The following is a 14,545-nucleotide window of genomic DNA, read 5'->3' as shown; positions in this document are numbered from 1 at the left end:
GTCATTGCGCCGGTGCGCCGATAGCCGGTTGCTTCAGGATGTCCGCCACTCGCGCGGACAAGTCAGGGATTGCTTTAGCGGAAGTCGCCTTGAGCAGCGCCGCGGTATTGATCAGAGCACACTGGCATTCCTTTCCAACCTGTTCGAGGGCAGCATCCAGCCGCACGCCGAAGGCCTTGGCTTCATCGAACAGCTTCGCCTGTTCAGCGGCATCCATTCCCGGTTTGACGCGCTGCGCCAGGGATTGCTGTTGTTGAAAAACGATGGAGCCAATATCCACGCGGGCAAATCGCGGAATTTCCACAGGCCAGAAATGCAAACATAACGCGGTAATGCATGCCCACAACATCAGCGTAACGGCCACGGTGAACATTTGTATTTTCAGAAGACTCATGACTAATCTGCCTTATTGTGATGCGCGTTCAATAACGAGGCGTTCAATGGCTTCCGAAACCGACAACCCCTGCTCACGCAGGCGTTTGATGGCCTCGTAGTCCTCGGCACGGGTGGAATAAACCAGCATCGAGAAGGGGTCGAGCAGGAGCCGTCCCAGTCCCGACCCCATTGGCGAGTGAATGTAGATCTCCGAGAAATGGCCGTGCTCGGTACTGACAGAACCGAGCTGACGCTTCAACCATTCGTCCAGGGATAGCTTGCCCTCCTTGCCCAGGCGTTCGATGTTCTCGGCTTTCTGGCGAAGCAAGAACAGCCAGTCGGCATTGTTGATGGCCGCCTTGGTCGCCTCGTTCTTGTAGTAGTCGTCGACGGATTGGGTGATCGTCCCGAACGCGCCGCCATACTTGCGGGCGCGGCGATAACCGGCCTCGATGAAGCTGCCGCTGGCGCCGGATCCCATGAGATCCCAGCTTTCGTCGATAATGACGAGCTTGCGCCGGGAGCGATCACGGTACATCTCCTGGGTGATGCGATACATGATGAGCTGCATCACTACCGACTGGAGATCCTTCTTGGACTTCAGCTCCTCAAGCTCAAGGACGACAAAATCCTTGTCGAACTGGATATTGGCATCTCCCTCGAAGTAGCTCGCGTAAACGCCATGACGGGTATAGGGCTCCAAGGCTGTGGCCAGGCGACTGAGGTCGCGCTCGTACTCGCCCTCCAGAGACAGTCGCCCGGTCTGGAGCAGCTCATAGATGTCGGTGATGGTTGCTGCGCGTCCTTTGGCATCCCAAACCCGCTTGATGGCCGAACCCAGCGCGGTGTATCCGTAGTTATCGAGCGGCTCCCGTGGACTCGCCATTTGGGCAATCAGGGGCAAGATCATTTCCATATCGGCGCTGATATCGATGATCATGGAGAATGGATTGAGGCAGATGGTGTTCTGGCGCTCATCCGAAAACTCGATGAACTCACCGTCAAGCAAGTCACAGAGGTTCTTGTAGGAGCGGCCGACGTCGATGATCCACACTTTGGCCCCGGCGCCAAGGTAGCGATAGGTCATCTCATTGACGAACACAGACTTGCCGGATCCCGACAGTGCCGCCACGGCGAAATTGAAATTACCACCGGTGTTGTCGAAAAGATCGAAACCGACGATCTGCCCGCGTCGGCCAAATAGGGTCATCACCGGGGTTTGTGTTCCCTTCCACTCGGCGATCAGCGGCGATGTCATAACTGCGTTGTCCGCCGTCTTGGTGTTGATTCTCCCGAACTGACGAAGATCGGCTTGCAGGCCTGGCGTCAGGGTCATGGGTAGCGCCGCCGACAGGGCCTGGTGCTGTAGATAGAAGTCCTTGGTTAGATCGAAGCCGCGCGCCCGCCACACGGCGCGTACGGCGTGCTCGCAGCGAGAGGCATCCTCGACCTTCGAGACAAGAGCTATCTGGTGGTACATGCCGACCACCGTTCTGCCACTGTCGAAGGTCTTGAGCACCAAGTCCCAATCGCGCTTGCGCTCCTGGAGGTCAGGCTGGAAGTGCGCCATGTAGGAACCGGCGCTCTGCGTTGCCCGCGCCGCCTTCATCTGGGCCTTGGTTCGCGCTGACTCGTAGTCGAGCGAGACTGCCCCCATGGTGATCAGGAAGGGACACGGCATGGACAAGGCGAGTTGATAGGGATCGCCGATCATGTAGTTCATGCCTGAAAGACGGAAGAAACGCGGATACTGGCGCACCGAGAACAGTTGCAGGACAGACTCGTCGCCACCGGCCTTGCGGAAGCGAATGTCCCCGTCCCCCACGCGGGAAGCGACCTCCAGATCAGAAAGTTGATCGCGCAGTGGCAGATTCTCGTTCCATTCAATTGGACGCGATGCACCGCCTGCAAACAGGCGGTTGTGATCGAAAAAATCAGCCGTGAAGTTCATGAGCTCACCCGGGCCCCAATCGTGCCCCGGCAGATGGGCAGACTTGAGCGTGGCGTGAACGCTTTCCCGGATACGTAGTGCCTCGTCGACATCCGCCGGGGATTCAGGATCGAGAGGCAAGGTAATCGCGATGACCGAACGAAAATCCCGCAGCAGATAGGTCTGGTGGCCGAAGATGGACTGGCCAGTGCCCTTCAGGTAATGGTCGATGCGGCGACGTGCGAGGAGTCGGAATATGTTCCCATGACGCCGCTCTTCAAAGTCCGCTTCGTCGATCGACACCGAAGATGGCAAGAGGTTGGCCTGGGCTCGGAGCAAAGGAAGGATATGGGGACTGCCGTAAAGGGAAATCTGTATCCCCGTTCCCGGCGGGCAGGAGACGAAGAGGCTGGCAAGAACCTTTTCCATTTCGTCGCTGGCACCGGTCTGAGGCAAGGTCTCAATACAAAAGCCAATGGCGTGCTCTTCCCGCTCGCCAAACCCGCCCTGATCCAGGACAAACAGCCGGGCATCCTCCTGCCACGCCAGGTAGGGAAGAATCCCAGTGAGGCGCGGCATCTGCGAAATTTCCCGCAATAGTTGCCGAGGTAAATGATCAGCCTCTGCCGTCCGTTCCGGCAGGAAAGCGGCGCGAAGTGCATCGAACCACCCCATCAGCCCCCCTCCCCGCCAGCGGGTGGACTCTCACGCCCCTGCAGAGGAAACATTGCATTGGGCGGTACGGCAGGATTGCTCCGCTCCATCCGCAACGCTGGCCGTTCGCTGGCATTGGGTGCCGCAGGCGTAAAGACTTTCGGCGGTACGACGGGCCGGTAATCTTCGCTGGCCTTGCGCCGCGAATGCTCGACCTGCCAGCGCCCAGGATCGACGACGAGATAGAAGTACGACTGGTCGTGCAGCACCTCCTCGTCATCCTCCCAGGGCGCAAGCCACACGCGCCGCACTTTCTGGGCGCTGCGGATTGGCTCGCCTGAAAGCGGTGCCTGATGCGTAATCTTTGGCGCTGCCGACTCGCCCTTGGCGGCTTCCGTGAACGGACGCTGGCCGGGTAGATTATTCTGTACGGCGTTCGCATAGACCCCGGAGAGCGATGCGCAGGAAATGCCATCCGGCGCCTTGCAGGAAAACTTTCCCTGCCCGTCCAGTCCCGACATCGTGCCTGCGCAACCGGCCAGAGCAAGCAACAACAGGCTCACAAGCCAATTGATTCTCATGGCCGACTCTCGGCAAGCCATTGCTCAATACGGTCACTGGGGGCAGCGCCGGGCAACATGCGTCCGTCGGCGGAAACCATGGTCGGTGTTCCCTGTATCCCCAGCCGCTGAGCTAGCTGGATGTTCCGTTGAATCGGGTTTTCACATTTCCGGCTCGCCGGGACCGTGCCGGATTTCATAAGATCGGACCATGCGCGGGCGCGGTCCGGCGCGCACCAAACAGCGACGGACTTGTCCACGGCCTCGGGGTGCAACCCTTCCAGGGGATAGGGAAAGGTATAGAGGGTGATATTGCTCAGCTTGTCGAGCTCGGCTTCGAGCCGCTTGCAGTAAGGGCAGTCCGGATCGGAAAACACTGCCAGCACACGTTCCCCCTTGCCACGCACTGTCTTGATGGCATCCCCCAGCGGCAACTGGGCGAAATCGATGCGTTGCTGCTTTTCCATGCGCTCAGCTGTCAGGTCGCGCTGTGTCTTCATGTCGAAGAGATGACCGAAGACGAAATAGCGCCCGGTCGCGTCCGTATAGGCCGAGTTTTTGCCCATCGTCACTTCAAACAGGGCCGGAATCTCCGAGGTTTGGACGCGCTCGATCCGTGTTGCCGGATACATGTCTTTGAGGCGTTTTTCCAGGCTATCAAGGCCGTCATCGGCCTGCGCCGCCATCGACAGCATCAATGCCATCAATACGGACAGCCATTGAACAGGTGGTCGATTTATTTGCATGGGTCACTCCTTGTAGGGTTCTATGGATTTCTTCTGAACTTCGCGGCCCCGACGCCAAATATCGGTGTAGGTATCGGGCTCGCTTCCCGCGCTGTCCGTATCGAGCGAAAAGCCTTTGGTGAACACCACGTCGACCGTGCGGCCGGCATCGACCTCGATGATCGGGAACATTTTTTCGGCGAGCGTGATGTAGTACTGGGAGAGACGGTCGAGCGCCTTGCCAACGCCGGTCCCGACCCCCGCCTGGAATTGCTTGCCTGGATCCACCGTGCCGATCGACCCTAGTGGGTTGGTGGACACGGTCGTGGCGCTCTGTTGGAAGGCTTGCCCGATACCGGCGCCAATCCCTGCCAGCAAGGCATTGGCCAGGACTTGTCCCTGCTTGCTGACGAGCCGGCCACGCATGCCGGCCTTGCCGTCTTCGCCTACAACGTAACCTTTCACGGGAACATCGATGGCCTTGCCGTCATGGCGCACACAGGACATCGATTCGAGCCGGATGTAGGCCCGCTCGGCACTGATGTCTCCGTAGCTCGCACCCAAGGCGAAGCATTCCTTGACCTTGAATCGATAGCGGTTAGGCAGAAAAGCGTTGTCCTGCGCCCGCATCAGGACGGGGTGTGGATTGCTCTGCGCCTGGCCGCCAGTAGGGGCATCCAGTCCGCCTAGGAGCGCTGCCCGAAAAAAGGAACCTGATGGTACATAGCTGCGTCCGTCCTTCTTTTCGGCAGCTTTCTGAACCACTTCTGGGGCGATCACCTTGCCCTCACTCACCTCGAATGAGGCAATCCCCGGAGGTCTGGGCGCAGGTAGCGGCTCACTGGTTTTACTCCCAGCTTCCGGGGTCACGGGAGGTGGCGGTAGCAAAGCCATGGACCGTGCCTCGGGCGGCATCGGCGCTGGTGCCGGGGGTAACGGAATTGCCGGAAATTGGACATCGCTCGCGACCGGCGGCTTTTTCTCGATGGTATCGACCTGCTGGCGCAACCCCTGGATCATGTCCTCCATCTGCCGCATCTGTTCCGAGGACTTGCTCATCCAGATGTCGCGCGGATCGGCTTGGGCGCCGGGAGCATTGATAGGCATGGGCTGCGGACGGGCCTGGGACATTCCTTGAGGGATCTGAACAGGTTTGTCCCAGATCGCCACGCCACCGAAGACGAGCAGCACGAAAGCCGACGCACCGAGCCCAAGTATCAGATACTGGCGACGCTTGGGCGACAGGTTGGAAACCGCTGTCGCAATCCGGTTCTTGGGCGCCTCAGCCATCGCGCCCCTCCAATACCACCATGACGTTGGTCGCCTCGCCCGGTTCCAGTTCGAGGGAGTCCACCATGACCGCCAGGACACCGCGTCGGTACAGTTCGCGCTCGTCGATGACCATCCGCGACGAAGAGACATTGGTCAGCTGGTATTTTTCCCCGAGCAAGGCGCCTTCCAGTGTCCTTACAAGAACAAACCGGGCTTCGTTCCAGAGTGGAACGATCACCAGCGTTTCTCTGGCGGTCATATCCTCAGGCTCGGCATCCCGCGCCAAAGCCAGCAACACACGACGGATCGCGGCATTGCGCGACTCGTCGGCAAGGAATGCTCTCCCTTCGACGCGCGAACGACTGCGATCTCGGATGACCAGCGTCTCGGCCGGCACGTCGGCGACCTTGAGCATCAGCTTCCAGTGACGGCCGGCATCGTCGGCGACAAAAACACTGAAGATTGGCTTGTCCGTGTTCGGCTTGAGATAGGCGGCGCCGGTCTCTTTGTCCGGTGAGACGAAAAATTCGCCCTCGACGCCCTGTATGCGGCGAATCTTGCGACCTTCAACCCGTATCAGATTGGGCTCGCTGCGTGACACGGTGGCGGTCAACCCGTCATCCGGACTGCCCTCAAGATATTGCCCGGATAAGGACGGCGCCGAAACGCTACCGAGGAGCAGCGCCAGTGCCATTGCTGGCACCAAACGGATCCTGGTCGCTGGTTTCCTTGAACTCGGATACATGGAGTCTCCCATTGAGATATCGAAAGCCGACGACATAGGTGGTCTGCTTCTCAGAGGCTTTCTTGTCCCCGACCCAAGTCAGGAGAACGCCGGTAAGTGCCACTTTCATGGCAGCCTCGTCCGGCGTCACCGATTGCGGCGAGAACTGGGTCGAGGCATTGTTCTTGCGGATAAACTCTGTCCTTGCACCAAACTCGGCCTGAAGGCGCCCGTATTCACTCGGAGCGGCATATTTCAGAAAGAGATTCTTCTGGTAGTCCGCCACATGCGGCGTCACATTGAGGGCAAGCCCTGAATACCAGTAGGCCATTTCCTGGAGGTACTCCGTAGAGACTTTCTGGCCGCTGACCCAGAAGGTTTGGTGCACTTCTGGGGGCACTAGAATGGTTCTCTCCGAACCCGCCACGCTGAGCGATGCGCCGGCGTTGGCGAGCAAGGCCAGCACGAGACCACCGACGGCGATGCGCATGAACAGGATTTCTGCGCGTTGGTTGTCCCGCTCGGCGGTGAATTTGCTGAACTTCATTGGTCAGCCCAGGAAAAACCGATGATGGGATGGAGGAGTCGCGCGAGCACGAATTACGATCCAGCTCGGCAGCCACCAATAGAGCGCATGCAGTGCGAACTTCGGGTGCTTCCCGGTCTTGAGCCGGCCGTATTGCCAGGCAACCAGCCCCCCGAAAACCATTCCCGCCACCATGGCGCCGGAGACCACCCCCATCCCCATGACCAGAATGAACAGAATGGCCTGGTCGAAGTCCCACCACAGGAAGCGCTCCTGCGCCTCCAGGGATTTCGGGATGTAGCCGGTCTCGTCCACGCAGCGTTCCTTGGCCTCAGATCGTCGCGGTCAGGATGCCGGACGCAATGGTTGGGGCGTACTGCAGGAACACGGCGAAGCCGATGCCAGACAGAATGGCGATGGGATTCAACCGCGCCAGCGAAAATAGCGCACCGAGACCAATGGCGGCCACCGCTGCGGCTTTACCAAAGTAGCCTTGGACCAAACCCGTCAACCATGTGTAGAGACTCTGAAACTCGGTACCGGTGGTCCCTGCCAGCGCGCCGGTGGCGGTGGCCAGCAGGACGAGCGCCAGTGCGCCCTGAATCCATTTACGACTGCTTTGCATGACTGCTCCCTTTGAGATCGACAAAACACTTGATGAGCCATCCCAGGCCGAGGCCGACCGAGATGCCACCCAGATGGGCTTCGAATCCGTTTTCGATGGGCGACCCCGGGGCGAGAATGCCGATGGCGATGAATCCGCCAGCGATGGCCACGTCACGGATGAAGCCTTTGTTGTGAGGTAACTTCACTTCATTGCGCTCCCTTGCTGTTGCTGACCGCGTCTTGCCGATTGACAAGACGCACCTCGACCCGCCGGTTGTTTCGGCGTGACGTTTCGGTGGGTGCCGTATCGAGGTAACAGCACAACCCCTCGGCACGGACCACTATTTCTGCGTTGACTCCATGCTTCAGGAGCCATGAATGGACGAAATCGGCGCGCCTCTGGGCAAGGCGGTCGTTGTAGGCTTTGCTGCCTATGTCGTCGGTTCTGCCTTCAAGCTCGATGCGTTGAAAGTTCGCCGCGATCGCCGCGATACGCTTGAGCGCCTGTTGTCCATCGGCGGAGGGAAAGTCTTTTCCAAATGCAAAGAGGACGGCTGCCGTTACCGGCTCATCGCTGCGGGCGACTGAAGATACGGTCGGAGGAACTGCGGCCACGACAGGCGTTGCTTCCTTCCGCGCAACGGGAAGTTCAACTATCGCCAGCGTCTTGCGCGTAGGCGGCGGGCAGTCTTTGTCAGTACAGGTCTTGAACTGGCGTTCAATCCAGGCGATGCCTTCTCGTGCCTGCGGTGCCGGATTTGTCTCGGGCAGGCTTGTGCAACCCGGAAAAATCGAGGTCACGAGCAGAAGAACGACGAGATGCTTCAGGATCGCCATGCCTTGACCTTCGCGGCGATCCGGCGGGCATAGGCCGCGCGCTTTTCCGGTGAGCGAGCGTTATAGGCCCCAATCGCATCCCAGCCGTAGCCGAGGCGGCTGATGTTTTGCGCGAGGATCCAGGCGCCGACATAGGTGTTGATGCAGGGGTCGAATAACTGATCCCGGCCAATGCCATAGGACGACAGCGCGCCCAACCAGCGGCTGTTGACTTGCATGTGCCCCAGATCTTCCGAGCCATCGCGGTTGCGATTGCGTGCCACAGGATTGAAGCCCGACTCGACCGCCGAGATGGCCTTGAGCAGAGTCGGAGCAACGCCATATCGGCTACCTGCTTGTTCGAAGCAGGTAGCCTGACATGGAAATGCCATTGGCAGAATGAGGATAGCAAACAGGGCACGAGTCATGACTGCCATGGTAGGAAGTCAGACCAATGCTGCGTCGCCGAAATGCGACCTTTAAGGACGGATTTCGGTTACCGGCGGCTTGCTATTTGGACTTGTGGAACTTGTGACCGTCTTATCTGTAGCGAGAAGGGAACTCGGTTGATCGAGAGACCTTTCTCTGTTGCTCTGCACGATCTCGATGGTCTCACCGAGCTAGCAGTTCGACCAAAATCACCGCGTGGCGCCTCTATCGCCTATGAACTCCACTTTGAGCACGATGCGTAGATGGAATACGTTGGCAGTATTTTCTCAACACCCATCCTTCCTTTACATCCTGTGCCAAGTAGTCGTAGAACTCGACCCTGATCCACTTCCCACGTTCTTCCATCAACGTGAGAATCTGATTTGGCATGGCAATAGCGACAACCCTAGATCCAGCAAGAGGTTCGGTTCGTAGCTGAGCTGTCCGCTCCTTGACCACAAAGGATGCTTGATCCATGCCGAGTTCCCGGCGCACAGCTTCCTCAACCAGTGGCTCAAGCAGTTGAGGCAGGCGTTCAACCAGGTCCTCAACACGATCAAATCGTTTGTTGAGCGAGTCCATATCTGGATTGGCAACCATGGACGACAGAATGACAACCCAAAGATAAGTCGCAATCAGATTGATGACAAGCTGCCGGAGGTCGTCCAGCCTGCGCGCACGCCAACCCGCAGGTGCATGCACGCCTCTTTGATCCCCCACATAGGCATCGCGGTTGTTAGTGATTTCGACGTCGAGATAGTCGCTTGGCCGGAGCCCAAGGGCTGCAATCTGTTTTGCGAGTCCTTCTGCCCCATGAAACTGTGCAAGTGCCACCGTCGTCGCAAGATCGAAGGTTGGCATGTTTTTGACCAAATCCCGCAGGCGGACGTCGAAGCCATCGAACTGTTCGGCATACTGCTTGGCACTGTTTGAAATGCTGCGATCCAATGCTCCAACCAACCCGGCACTGCCAGCTATGCGTGCAATGTCGAAGGATGCAGTCATACGACTGGAAATATCGTCCATCTGTTGACGGTACTTTTCAGTCATCTGAGTAAAACTGGCAGCAGCTGTGCACGACTCACGCACTTTCTCGATTTCACGAGTCCAAGATCTTTCCGATTCAGCCATCAAATCTTGAAGGTGAGAATTACCGTCGTAACCGAGCCATCGGCTAGTCCGAACCTCGTTCGCAAGCTTCCCGGCTGCACCACTCAATGATTGGTCAATAGCCATCAGGGCCGCATTCACACCACCTATCTTGTTCATTTCATCGGCAAGACTGCCGACCGCTGACAGATTCCGAATGGAGCTCGACAATGTATTGAACCCGGCGTATTGCGAGAACATGCTCTTTTCCATCTCTTCGAGGGTTTGCATCGGCTTGGAAAACTTCTCCATCTCTGCTTGCCAGCGGGTTTGCGATTCCACAAACTCCCGCATGGCTCCCATTCCTGAGACGGATTCCATCGCTTTTCTATGGAGATCCATTTCCCGCAACCACATGCCGTCTAACGGGCTCGTGCAAAACTTCTCAAGTTCCTTAAGCATATGAATGACTGCCCCTTATGCCAAAAGATCCTTGATATCCGTTGATGGATAGCCAAGGATCGTGCGAACCCCAATTCGTGGATTGGCACTCTCGACGAAGAACGCTCCATCCCTGATATCAAAGCGCCCGTCCCACTGGATTTCAAAACGTTCAGGACTCTCGTGGATGGAGAATTCTTGCCGTTCCCCGCGCCAACGCAAGCAAAGCGCCAAGCTATCTGCCGGGTCAAGCATCCATGCATCGCCATCCTCTGTTGAGAAGAACACAAGCGAGCCGATCTTGACGAGTCGAGCATCACCTTTCTCGGCGCACCCCAGAATGAAGGCGACTTCCTTCTCGACGTAGCTTGTTGGATCGATGGTGCCTGCCTTCACTCCATCACCGAATCGGTTGACGGTTTCTTGATGACAGATCGTTACGTGGTGCCAATGATTGTAGCCATTGGCCTTCGCCACCCTATCAAGAGCTTCCCGATGGGGGAGCGTATTGCTGCGGCGTAGTTTCTTCGCGGATTGCTTGAGCTTTTCGACCTGAAAGTCGGTCGTCAGGATGAAACGCATCTTATTGCCCCTTCACATGGGCGGCATGCTTGGTGCTCACTGCCAAGGACCGCATAGTGACCGGGCCTCGGTAAAGAAAAGTCGTCCCATCCGGGTTGGCCAATGGTGAGCAGCAGGCTTCGACACAGCCTGATGGCATTTTACTCTTCCGTTCTGGAACGACCAACATTTTCAATGTCTAGACACCGTCGACTAGCGCGCCTCGTGATTTCTGGCATCTATTTCCACCGGTGCGTTCTGATATCCAGAGGTGACAATTTGCTCAAGATATACACCCAAGAAGGCAGTGATCGAACCGGCCTGTTCGTACTGGTACACATGCCGCAACTCATGCGAAATCAACCGAAGAGTGCAATGCCCATGGCCGATATATATTCCGTGACCCAGAGTCAGACCAACCATGTTGGGCCCAAGCATGCCGGTGGCGACCGCTGCCTGATAGAGAATCGGATCCTCGGGCATTGGCAACTTCGACACATCCAGCACCCTGATCAGTTCAGGGGAAGTAACGCCAACGGCTCTTGCCACTTGGCTCTCATGTTCGGATAACGGTCGACCGCTCCCGAGTATCAAGCGCGAATGCGTCTCGGCCCATTGAACCGCTTTGGGGATCAGGACAGGAAGTGCAGCTCGTAGATTCATGATCGCTCTCATGGCCGGGGACATCCCGGAGTTGAACGCGACGATACTGCATTCCAAGCTCACCAGATGAGCCTGTTATAACCGCTTTTGCAGATTACTGACCCATAGCCAAAGAGAATAGGAGATCGAAACAATCAACACGGGCGCCAAGAGAGAAGGCATCGGCACGGGAAGCACTATCCATCCGGCAAGCCCGGCCAGCACCATCCACATCACCCGAACGCCGAGCTTGTGCCGTATGGGGCTTTGGGCGACGAAAGAATATTTTCGGATTTCCCGCACGAATTGGCCGTCCATGTAGGCGGCCAACACCAATGGAATTCCGGGCAGCAGCCATCCCATTAGTACTTGCAAGCGATAGGCGATCAAGCCGATCCACAACCAGGTGGCGACAATGCGGTCCTGAGTCCAACGGCTGAAACCGGTATTACCCAAAGGTCCCTGCCCGATTGCTTCAGCCTCGATAATGAAGCCTCTGAAATCTGATGCAAGTGATTTTTGCAGGTCGTCCATGGTTCGGCCATAGACGTTGGTCTCGCCTTTGCCTGCAATGGCGTAAACCTCCGCACGCTCGGCGGCCCAGGCACTCCGGATCAACGCCGGTGGGATAAATGCCCAGGTGGCCACCACAGCAATGAATATCGTGATGATGAAGAAGGTACTCCAGCCGGAATCCGTGCGCGTAGCCATTATTGCTCCGTCAGCAGGATGGGAATACGGCCTTTCAGTGTCCGCCCGCCTGACAGACGCGCGATGAAATGGAGAGGGGGGAGCTCGCCCAGCATGGCAGCGGGGAACAGCTCCGCATCCTCTTCCAGAATCTGTTCTTGGTAGGAGGCGGTGTATTCGTCGTGAATGTGGGTATCGACGTTATGCCCATACCTCAGTGCCATTGAGCGAACCTTGATTTCGGGCATCCCTTCCGCGATGTACTTCTGGGTCTCGGAATCCAGTACGCGCAAGGCGATCTTGTTGTTGGTGTTGGCAAGGACCTGCCGCGCCTTGTTTTCGTCCCCGAGTCGGCTGGCAAAATCGGCGAAGGTCTGCGTAGCGATAGTGACCCGGAAATCAGCGCCACCCCCCTTGTTCATGAGCTGGATAGCGGGCTGGTTAAGCACCTCGGCGGCTTCGTCGATAAACAGATTGACGGGCGTCAGCGAGTCAATGCCGTAGTTGTAGCGGTCTCCCGCGACGGCAGCAAGATCGGCGAGCATGATGGATCCGATGGCGCTACCAACAGTTGAATCGGCAAGGGAATCCAGGCCGATGTAGACCACCTTGTTGCCGCGAATGATTTTCGACATGTCGGTTACCAGCCTCTCGTGACCCGGCTCAAAATCTGGCGACAGGAGTTCCTGCAGCGGGTCACTGGTCAGCATCGAAAGAATCGGGATCAAGGAAGCCACCATCTTCTGAAAGTGATCACGGTTGTGCTCGTAGGTCGAAATCAGGCCGTCAAGATCAACCGACTGCGCCTCGTGGATAGCGATTTCCTGATAGAAGGTGATGTAAGCCTCCAGCAGACGGTCCTTGTAGCGCTTGATATAGGAGGCTGCCCGGCTTTCCCAGTCCTTTACATGAGCCGAGAAATGGACTTTCAAGGCCCGCTGAAGAAGGCTGTCGGGACCACCTTCCACATACCGTCGAAGCTGGACCAGATTGGGCCGATGACCCGTGGCGATCATTCCGTTCGTAATGTCGTTGAGCACTTTCCATCCAAAGGCCGTGAAAGGATCCGCCCCGGTTTCTGAGGGGATCAATGCCGCTACGCGACTGGCAAGCTCGGTCTTCCGGTTCCAGTTGCGTAACGGATCAATGCAGGCGGATCGATCGGGATGGGCCGGATGAAAGTAGACGAACCGATCCCCTGCCCCGCTGGCTTCACAAGCTGCGCGGGCATTTTGGGCGAGCCCATGATCCCCCTTCGGGTCGATGATGATGACCGTCTCACCACGGAAGATCGCCTGAGCGATGAGCAAGTCGAACAAGCGCGTTTTCCCGACGCGGGTCGTGCCGACGATCAGCGTGTGTCCAACCAGATGGGAGAGTTCAGAATACAAGTCACTTTCGGGGGCAAGGCCATGAATCCAGTAAGCGCCTTCCGTATGCTGCGCAGCTTTGCCAATGGTTCTGACAACACCAAGCGAAATCAGGGTATGAAGCTTGGTCGCCTCGATGTCTGTCCAGGGAAACCCCTTCCCAAGCCAGAAGGCCTTTTGCTTGGCTGACAGACCCGCTTTCCTCTCCAATTCGGCCAAATCGATGAACTCTTTCCCGAATAACTTGAGACGGGAGGCATCAACCAGCCTTTTGTAGGCCTGGTATCCGCGGTAGGCCGCCGCCAACGCACACCCAATGGCGAGCAAGGCGGCAAACTGGGAGAACATCGGGACAGCGAGGGAAAACAGGATAATGATCGCCGATCCTGTGGCCCAGATAATTGCCATCTTCGCCTCGAAGTTAGGGCGCCATGGGACCTCAAAGTCGTAGGGAGAAGATACAGCCATCACCCGATGCTCGATGATGGCCAGGAAAGATGGCCGCACCCCTTCCTGTGAGTTCTCTGGAAGTGGGTAATGGCCCGTTTGGCAAAGTCGGACTCATTGTCGTACTCGATCATCAGAACAGGGAAGGCGACTGATTTCTCCCGGCGGAGTCTGTCTTCGGCATCGAACTCGTCCTCGACAAACAGCCGCTCGATGACCTTGAAACGGAATTTCGCGCCGCCCTTCGGTCCGTGGTCGATCACCTGAGTTTCCAGCCAAACACGATGGGCACGCTCGATACTGATCCGCGTTAGCGCCATGCCCCCGCTCCACTATTGTTTGCCTGGGAGAGCAAGTGCATGACTGCTACGCCGGACCATATCGCGACCGGCCACTCGATAACCGGAATCCAGGTCGAGAGAATCAGCAGTACCTGAATTGCAATCGACAGAAGGGCAAGGGCAGCTGCGAGGCGGCGATTGAAATCCCCGCCCTTTCTGGACATGGCGAGAATGAAACCAAGCCACACCACGGTACTGACAATTGCCAGTCCCAAGGATCGGCCCCTGACGAGCTGTTCTGTCAGCCCGCCAACGAGCGTAGCGCTCATGGCAATCCAGGCAAATCCCGAAGAGTCGGGCATCAACTTCCAATCACCCCGAAAACTCAAGAGTCTCCAGCAGTGCCA

At 57.5% G+C, this 14,545-nt stretch carries 19 protein-coding genes; all 19 read right to left on the bottom strand.

The window, feature by feature from the left end; genetic code table 11:
• Nucleotide 1: 1 nt before the first annotated feature.
• A complete protein-coding gene (locus PG1C_RS05215; RefSeq protein ID WP_202636342.1) occupies nt 2-394 on the bottom strand; it encodes a hypothetical protein in 393 nt (130 codons plus the stop codon).
• Between the two features lie 12 nt (nt 395-406).
• The gene (gene traC / locus PG1C_RS05210; protein WP_202636341.1) at nt 407-2,980 is read right to left on the bottom strand and encodes a type IV secretion system protein TraC; all 2,574 of its coding nucleotides are present in this window, start codon (nt 2,978-2,980) and stop codon (nt 407-409) included.
• Nucleotides 2,980-3,540, bottom strand: a complete 561-nt coding sequence (locus PG1C_RS05205) for a TraV family lipoprotein (protein WP_202636340.1) — start codon at nt 3,538-3,540, stop codon at nt 2,980-2,982. The genes traC and PG1C_RS05205 overlap by 1 nt, the downstream gene beginning before the upstream one ends.
• Nucleotides 3,537-4,265 (bottom strand): DsbC family protein, encoded by a 729-nt coding sequence (locus PG1C_RS05200; protein ID WP_202636339.1) that lies wholly within the window; start codon nt 4,263-4,265, stop codon nt 3,537-3,539. Before PG1C_RS05200 ends, PG1C_RS05205 begins: the two co-directional genes overlap by 4 nt.
• A 3-nt stretch (nt 4,266-4,268) precedes the next feature.
• Complete coding sequence (locus PG1C_RS05195; protein WP_202636338.1) at nt 4,269-5,534, bottom strand: TraB/VirB10 family protein; 1,266 nt, start codon at nt 5,532-5,534, stop codon at nt 4,269-4,271.
• Entirely contained in the window at nt 5,527-6,210 is a 684-nt protein-coding gene (locus PG1C_RS05190; RefSeq protein WP_202636337.1) for a TraK domain-containing protein, read from the bottom strand. Before PG1C_RS05190 ends, PG1C_RS05195 begins: the two co-directional genes overlap by 8 nt.
• Nucleotides 6,185-6,787: a type IV conjugative transfer system protein TraE gene (gene traE / locus PG1C_RS05185; RefSeq protein ID WP_202636336.1), complete on the bottom strand. Its 603-nt coding sequence runs from the start codon at nt 6,785-6,787 to the stop codon at nt 6,185-6,187. The genes PG1C_RS05190 and traE overlap by 26 nt, the downstream gene beginning before the upstream one ends.
• 3 nt (nt 6,788-6,790) lie before the next feature.
• The gene (traL, locus tag PG1C_RS05180) at nt 6,791-7,081 is read right to left on the bottom strand and encodes a type IV conjugative transfer system protein TraL (RefSeq protein WP_202636335.1); all 291 of its coding nucleotides are present in this window, start codon (nt 7,079-7,081) and stop codon (nt 6,791-6,793) included.
• A gap of 16 nt (nt 7,082-7,097) precedes the next feature.
• On the bottom strand, nt 7,098-7,391 hold the full coding sequence (gene traA, locus PG1C_RS05175) for a TraA family conjugative transfer protein (protein WP_202636334.1): 294 nt from the start codon (nt 7,389-7,391) through the stop codon (nt 7,098-7,100).
• Complete coding sequence (locus tag PG1C_RS05170) at nt 7,375-7,578, bottom strand: hypothetical protein (protein WP_202636333.1); 204 nt, start codon at nt 7,576-7,578, stop codon at nt 7,375-7,377. Before PG1C_RS05170 ends, traA begins: the two co-directional genes overlap by 17 nt.
• A 1-nt stretch (nt 7,579) precedes the next feature.
• The gene (locus PG1C_RS05165; RefSeq protein WP_202636332.1) at nt 7,580-8,209 is read right to left on the bottom strand and encodes an OmpA family protein; all 630 of its coding nucleotides are present in this window, start codon (nt 8,207-8,209) and stop codon (nt 7,580-7,582) included.
• The gene (locus tag PG1C_RS05160) at nt 8,197-8,625 is read right to left on the bottom strand and encodes a lytic transglycosylase domain-containing protein (RefSeq protein WP_202636331.1); all 429 of its coding nucleotides are present in this window, start codon (nt 8,623-8,625) and stop codon (nt 8,197-8,199) included. The genes PG1C_RS05165 and PG1C_RS05160 overlap by 13 nt, the downstream gene beginning before the upstream one ends.
• 217 nt (nt 8,626-8,842) lie before the next feature.
• Nucleotides 8,843-10,168: an SH3 domain-containing protein gene (locus tag PG1C_RS05155; RefSeq protein ID WP_202636330.1), complete on the bottom strand. Its 1,326-nt coding sequence runs from the start codon at nt 10,166-10,168 to the stop codon at nt 8,843-8,845.
• 15 nt (nt 10,169-10,183) lie between these two features.
• Entirely contained in the window at nt 10,184-10,729 is a 546-nt protein-coding gene (locus tag PG1C_RS05150; protein ID WP_202636329.1) for a hypothetical protein, read from the bottom strand.
• A gap of 192 nt (nt 10,730-10,921) precedes the next feature.
• On the bottom strand, nt 10,922-11,371 hold the full coding sequence (locus PG1C_RS05145) for a hypothetical protein (protein ID WP_202636328.1): 450 nt from the start codon (nt 11,369-11,371) through the stop codon (nt 10,922-10,924).
• A gap of 75 nt (nt 11,372-11,446) precedes the next feature.
• Nucleotides 11,447-12,061, bottom strand: a complete 615-nt coding sequence (locus PG1C_RS05140; protein WP_202636327.1) for an IncC plasmid conjugative DNA transfer DtrJ family protein — start codon at nt 12,059-12,061, stop codon at nt 11,447-11,449.
• On the bottom strand, nt 12,061-13,878 hold the full coding sequence (gene traD, locus PG1C_RS05135) for a conjugative transfer system coupling protein TraD (RefSeq protein WP_284431794.1): 1,818 nt from the start codon (nt 13,876-13,878) through the stop codon (nt 12,061-12,063). The genes PG1C_RS05140 and traD overlap by 1 nt, the downstream gene beginning before the upstream one ends.
• Nucleotides 13,878-14,177: a hypothetical protein gene (locus tag PG1C_RS05130; protein WP_202636325.1), complete on the bottom strand. Its 300-nt coding sequence runs from the start codon at nt 14,175-14,177 to the stop codon at nt 13,878-13,880. The genes traD and PG1C_RS05130 overlap by 1 nt, the downstream gene beginning before the upstream one ends.
• Nucleotides 14,168-14,467, bottom strand: a complete 300-nt coding sequence (locus tag PG1C_RS05125) for a hypothetical protein (RefSeq protein ID WP_202636324.1) — start codon at nt 14,465-14,467, stop codon at nt 14,168-14,170. The genes PG1C_RS05130 and PG1C_RS05125 overlap by 10 nt, the downstream gene beginning before the upstream one ends.
• Between the last annotated feature and the right edge of the window lie 78 nt (nt 14,468-14,545).

It is taken from the genome of Rugosibacter aromaticivorans (assembly GCF_000934545.1).
In the GTDB taxonomy this organism is placed as follows: domain Bacteria; phylum Pseudomonadota; class Gammaproteobacteria; order Burkholderiales; family Rhodocyclaceae; genus Rugosibacter; species Rugosibacter aromaticivorans.
The sequence above is the reverse complement of the archived record's forward strand: the minus strand, read 5'-3'. Positions and strand labels throughout refer to the sequence as shown.

Bases quoted from the DNA above. Each gene is read 5' to 3' on its own strand.
- PG1C_RS05215 (WP_202636342.1), bottom strand. From the start codon at position 394: ATGAGTCTTCTGAAAATACAAATGTTCACCGTGGCCGTTACGCTGATG.
- traC (WP_202636341.1), bottom strand. From the start codon at position 2,980: ATGGGGTGGTTCGATGCACTTCGCGCCGCTTTCCTGCCGGAACGGACG.
- PG1C_RS05205 (WP_202636340.1), bottom strand. From the start codon at position 3,540: ATGAGAATCAATTGGCTTGTGAGCCTGTTGTTGCTTGCTCTGGCCGGT.
- PG1C_RS05200 (WP_202636339.1), bottom strand. From the start codon at position 4,265: ATGCAAATAAATCGACCACCTGTTCAATGGCTGTCCGTATTGATGGCA.
- PG1C_RS05195 (WP_202636338.1), bottom strand. From the start codon at position 5,534: ATGGCTGAGGCGCCCAAGAACCGGATTGCGACAGCGGTTTCCAACCTG.
- PG1C_RS05190 (WP_202636337.1), bottom strand. From the start codon at position 6,210: ATGGCACTGGCGCTGCTCCTCGGTAGCGTTTCGGCGCCGTCCTTATCC.
- traE (WP_202636336.1), bottom strand. From the start codon at position 6,787: ATGAAGTTCAGCAAATTCACCGCCGAGCGGGACAACCAACGCGCAGAA.
- traA (WP_202636334.1), bottom strand. From the start codon at position 7,391: ATGCAAAGCAGTCGTAAATGGATTCAGGGCGCACTGGCGCTCGTCCTG.
- PG1C_RS05165 (WP_202636332.1), bottom strand. From the start codon at position 8,209: ATGGCGATCCTGAAGCATCTCGTCGTTCTTCTGCTCGTGACCTCGATT.
- PG1C_RS05160 (WP_202636331.1), bottom strand. From the start codon at position 8,625: ATGGCAGTCATGACTCGTGCCCTGTTTGCTATCCTCATTCTGCCAATG.
- PG1C_RS05155 (WP_202636330.1), bottom strand. From the start codon at position 10,168: ATGCTTAAGGAACTTGAGAAGTTTTGCACGAGCCCGTTAGACGGCATG.
- PG1C_RS05150 (WP_202636329.1), bottom strand. From the start codon at position 10,729: ATGCGTTTCATCCTGACGACCGACTTTCAGGTCGAAAAGCTCAAGCAA.
- PG1C_RS05145 (WP_202636328.1), bottom strand. From the start codon at position 11,371: ATGAATCTACGAGCTGCACTTCCTGTCCTGATCCCCAAAGCGGTTCAA.
- PG1C_RS05140 (WP_202636327.1), bottom strand. From the start codon at position 12,061: ATGGCTACGCGCACGGATTCCGGCTGGAGTACCTTCTTCATCATCACG.
- traD (WP_284431794.1), bottom strand. From the start codon at position 13,878: ATGGCTGTATCTTCTCCCTACGACTTTGAGGTCCCATGGCGCCCTAAC.
- PG1C_RS05130 (WP_202636325.1), bottom strand. From the start codon at position 14,177: ATGGCGCTAACGCGGATCAGTATCGAGCGTGCCCATCGTGTTTGGCTG.
- PG1C_RS05125 (WP_202636324.1), bottom strand. From the start codon at position 14,467: ATGAGCGCTACGCTCGTTGGCGGGCTGACAGAACAGCTCGTCAGGGGC.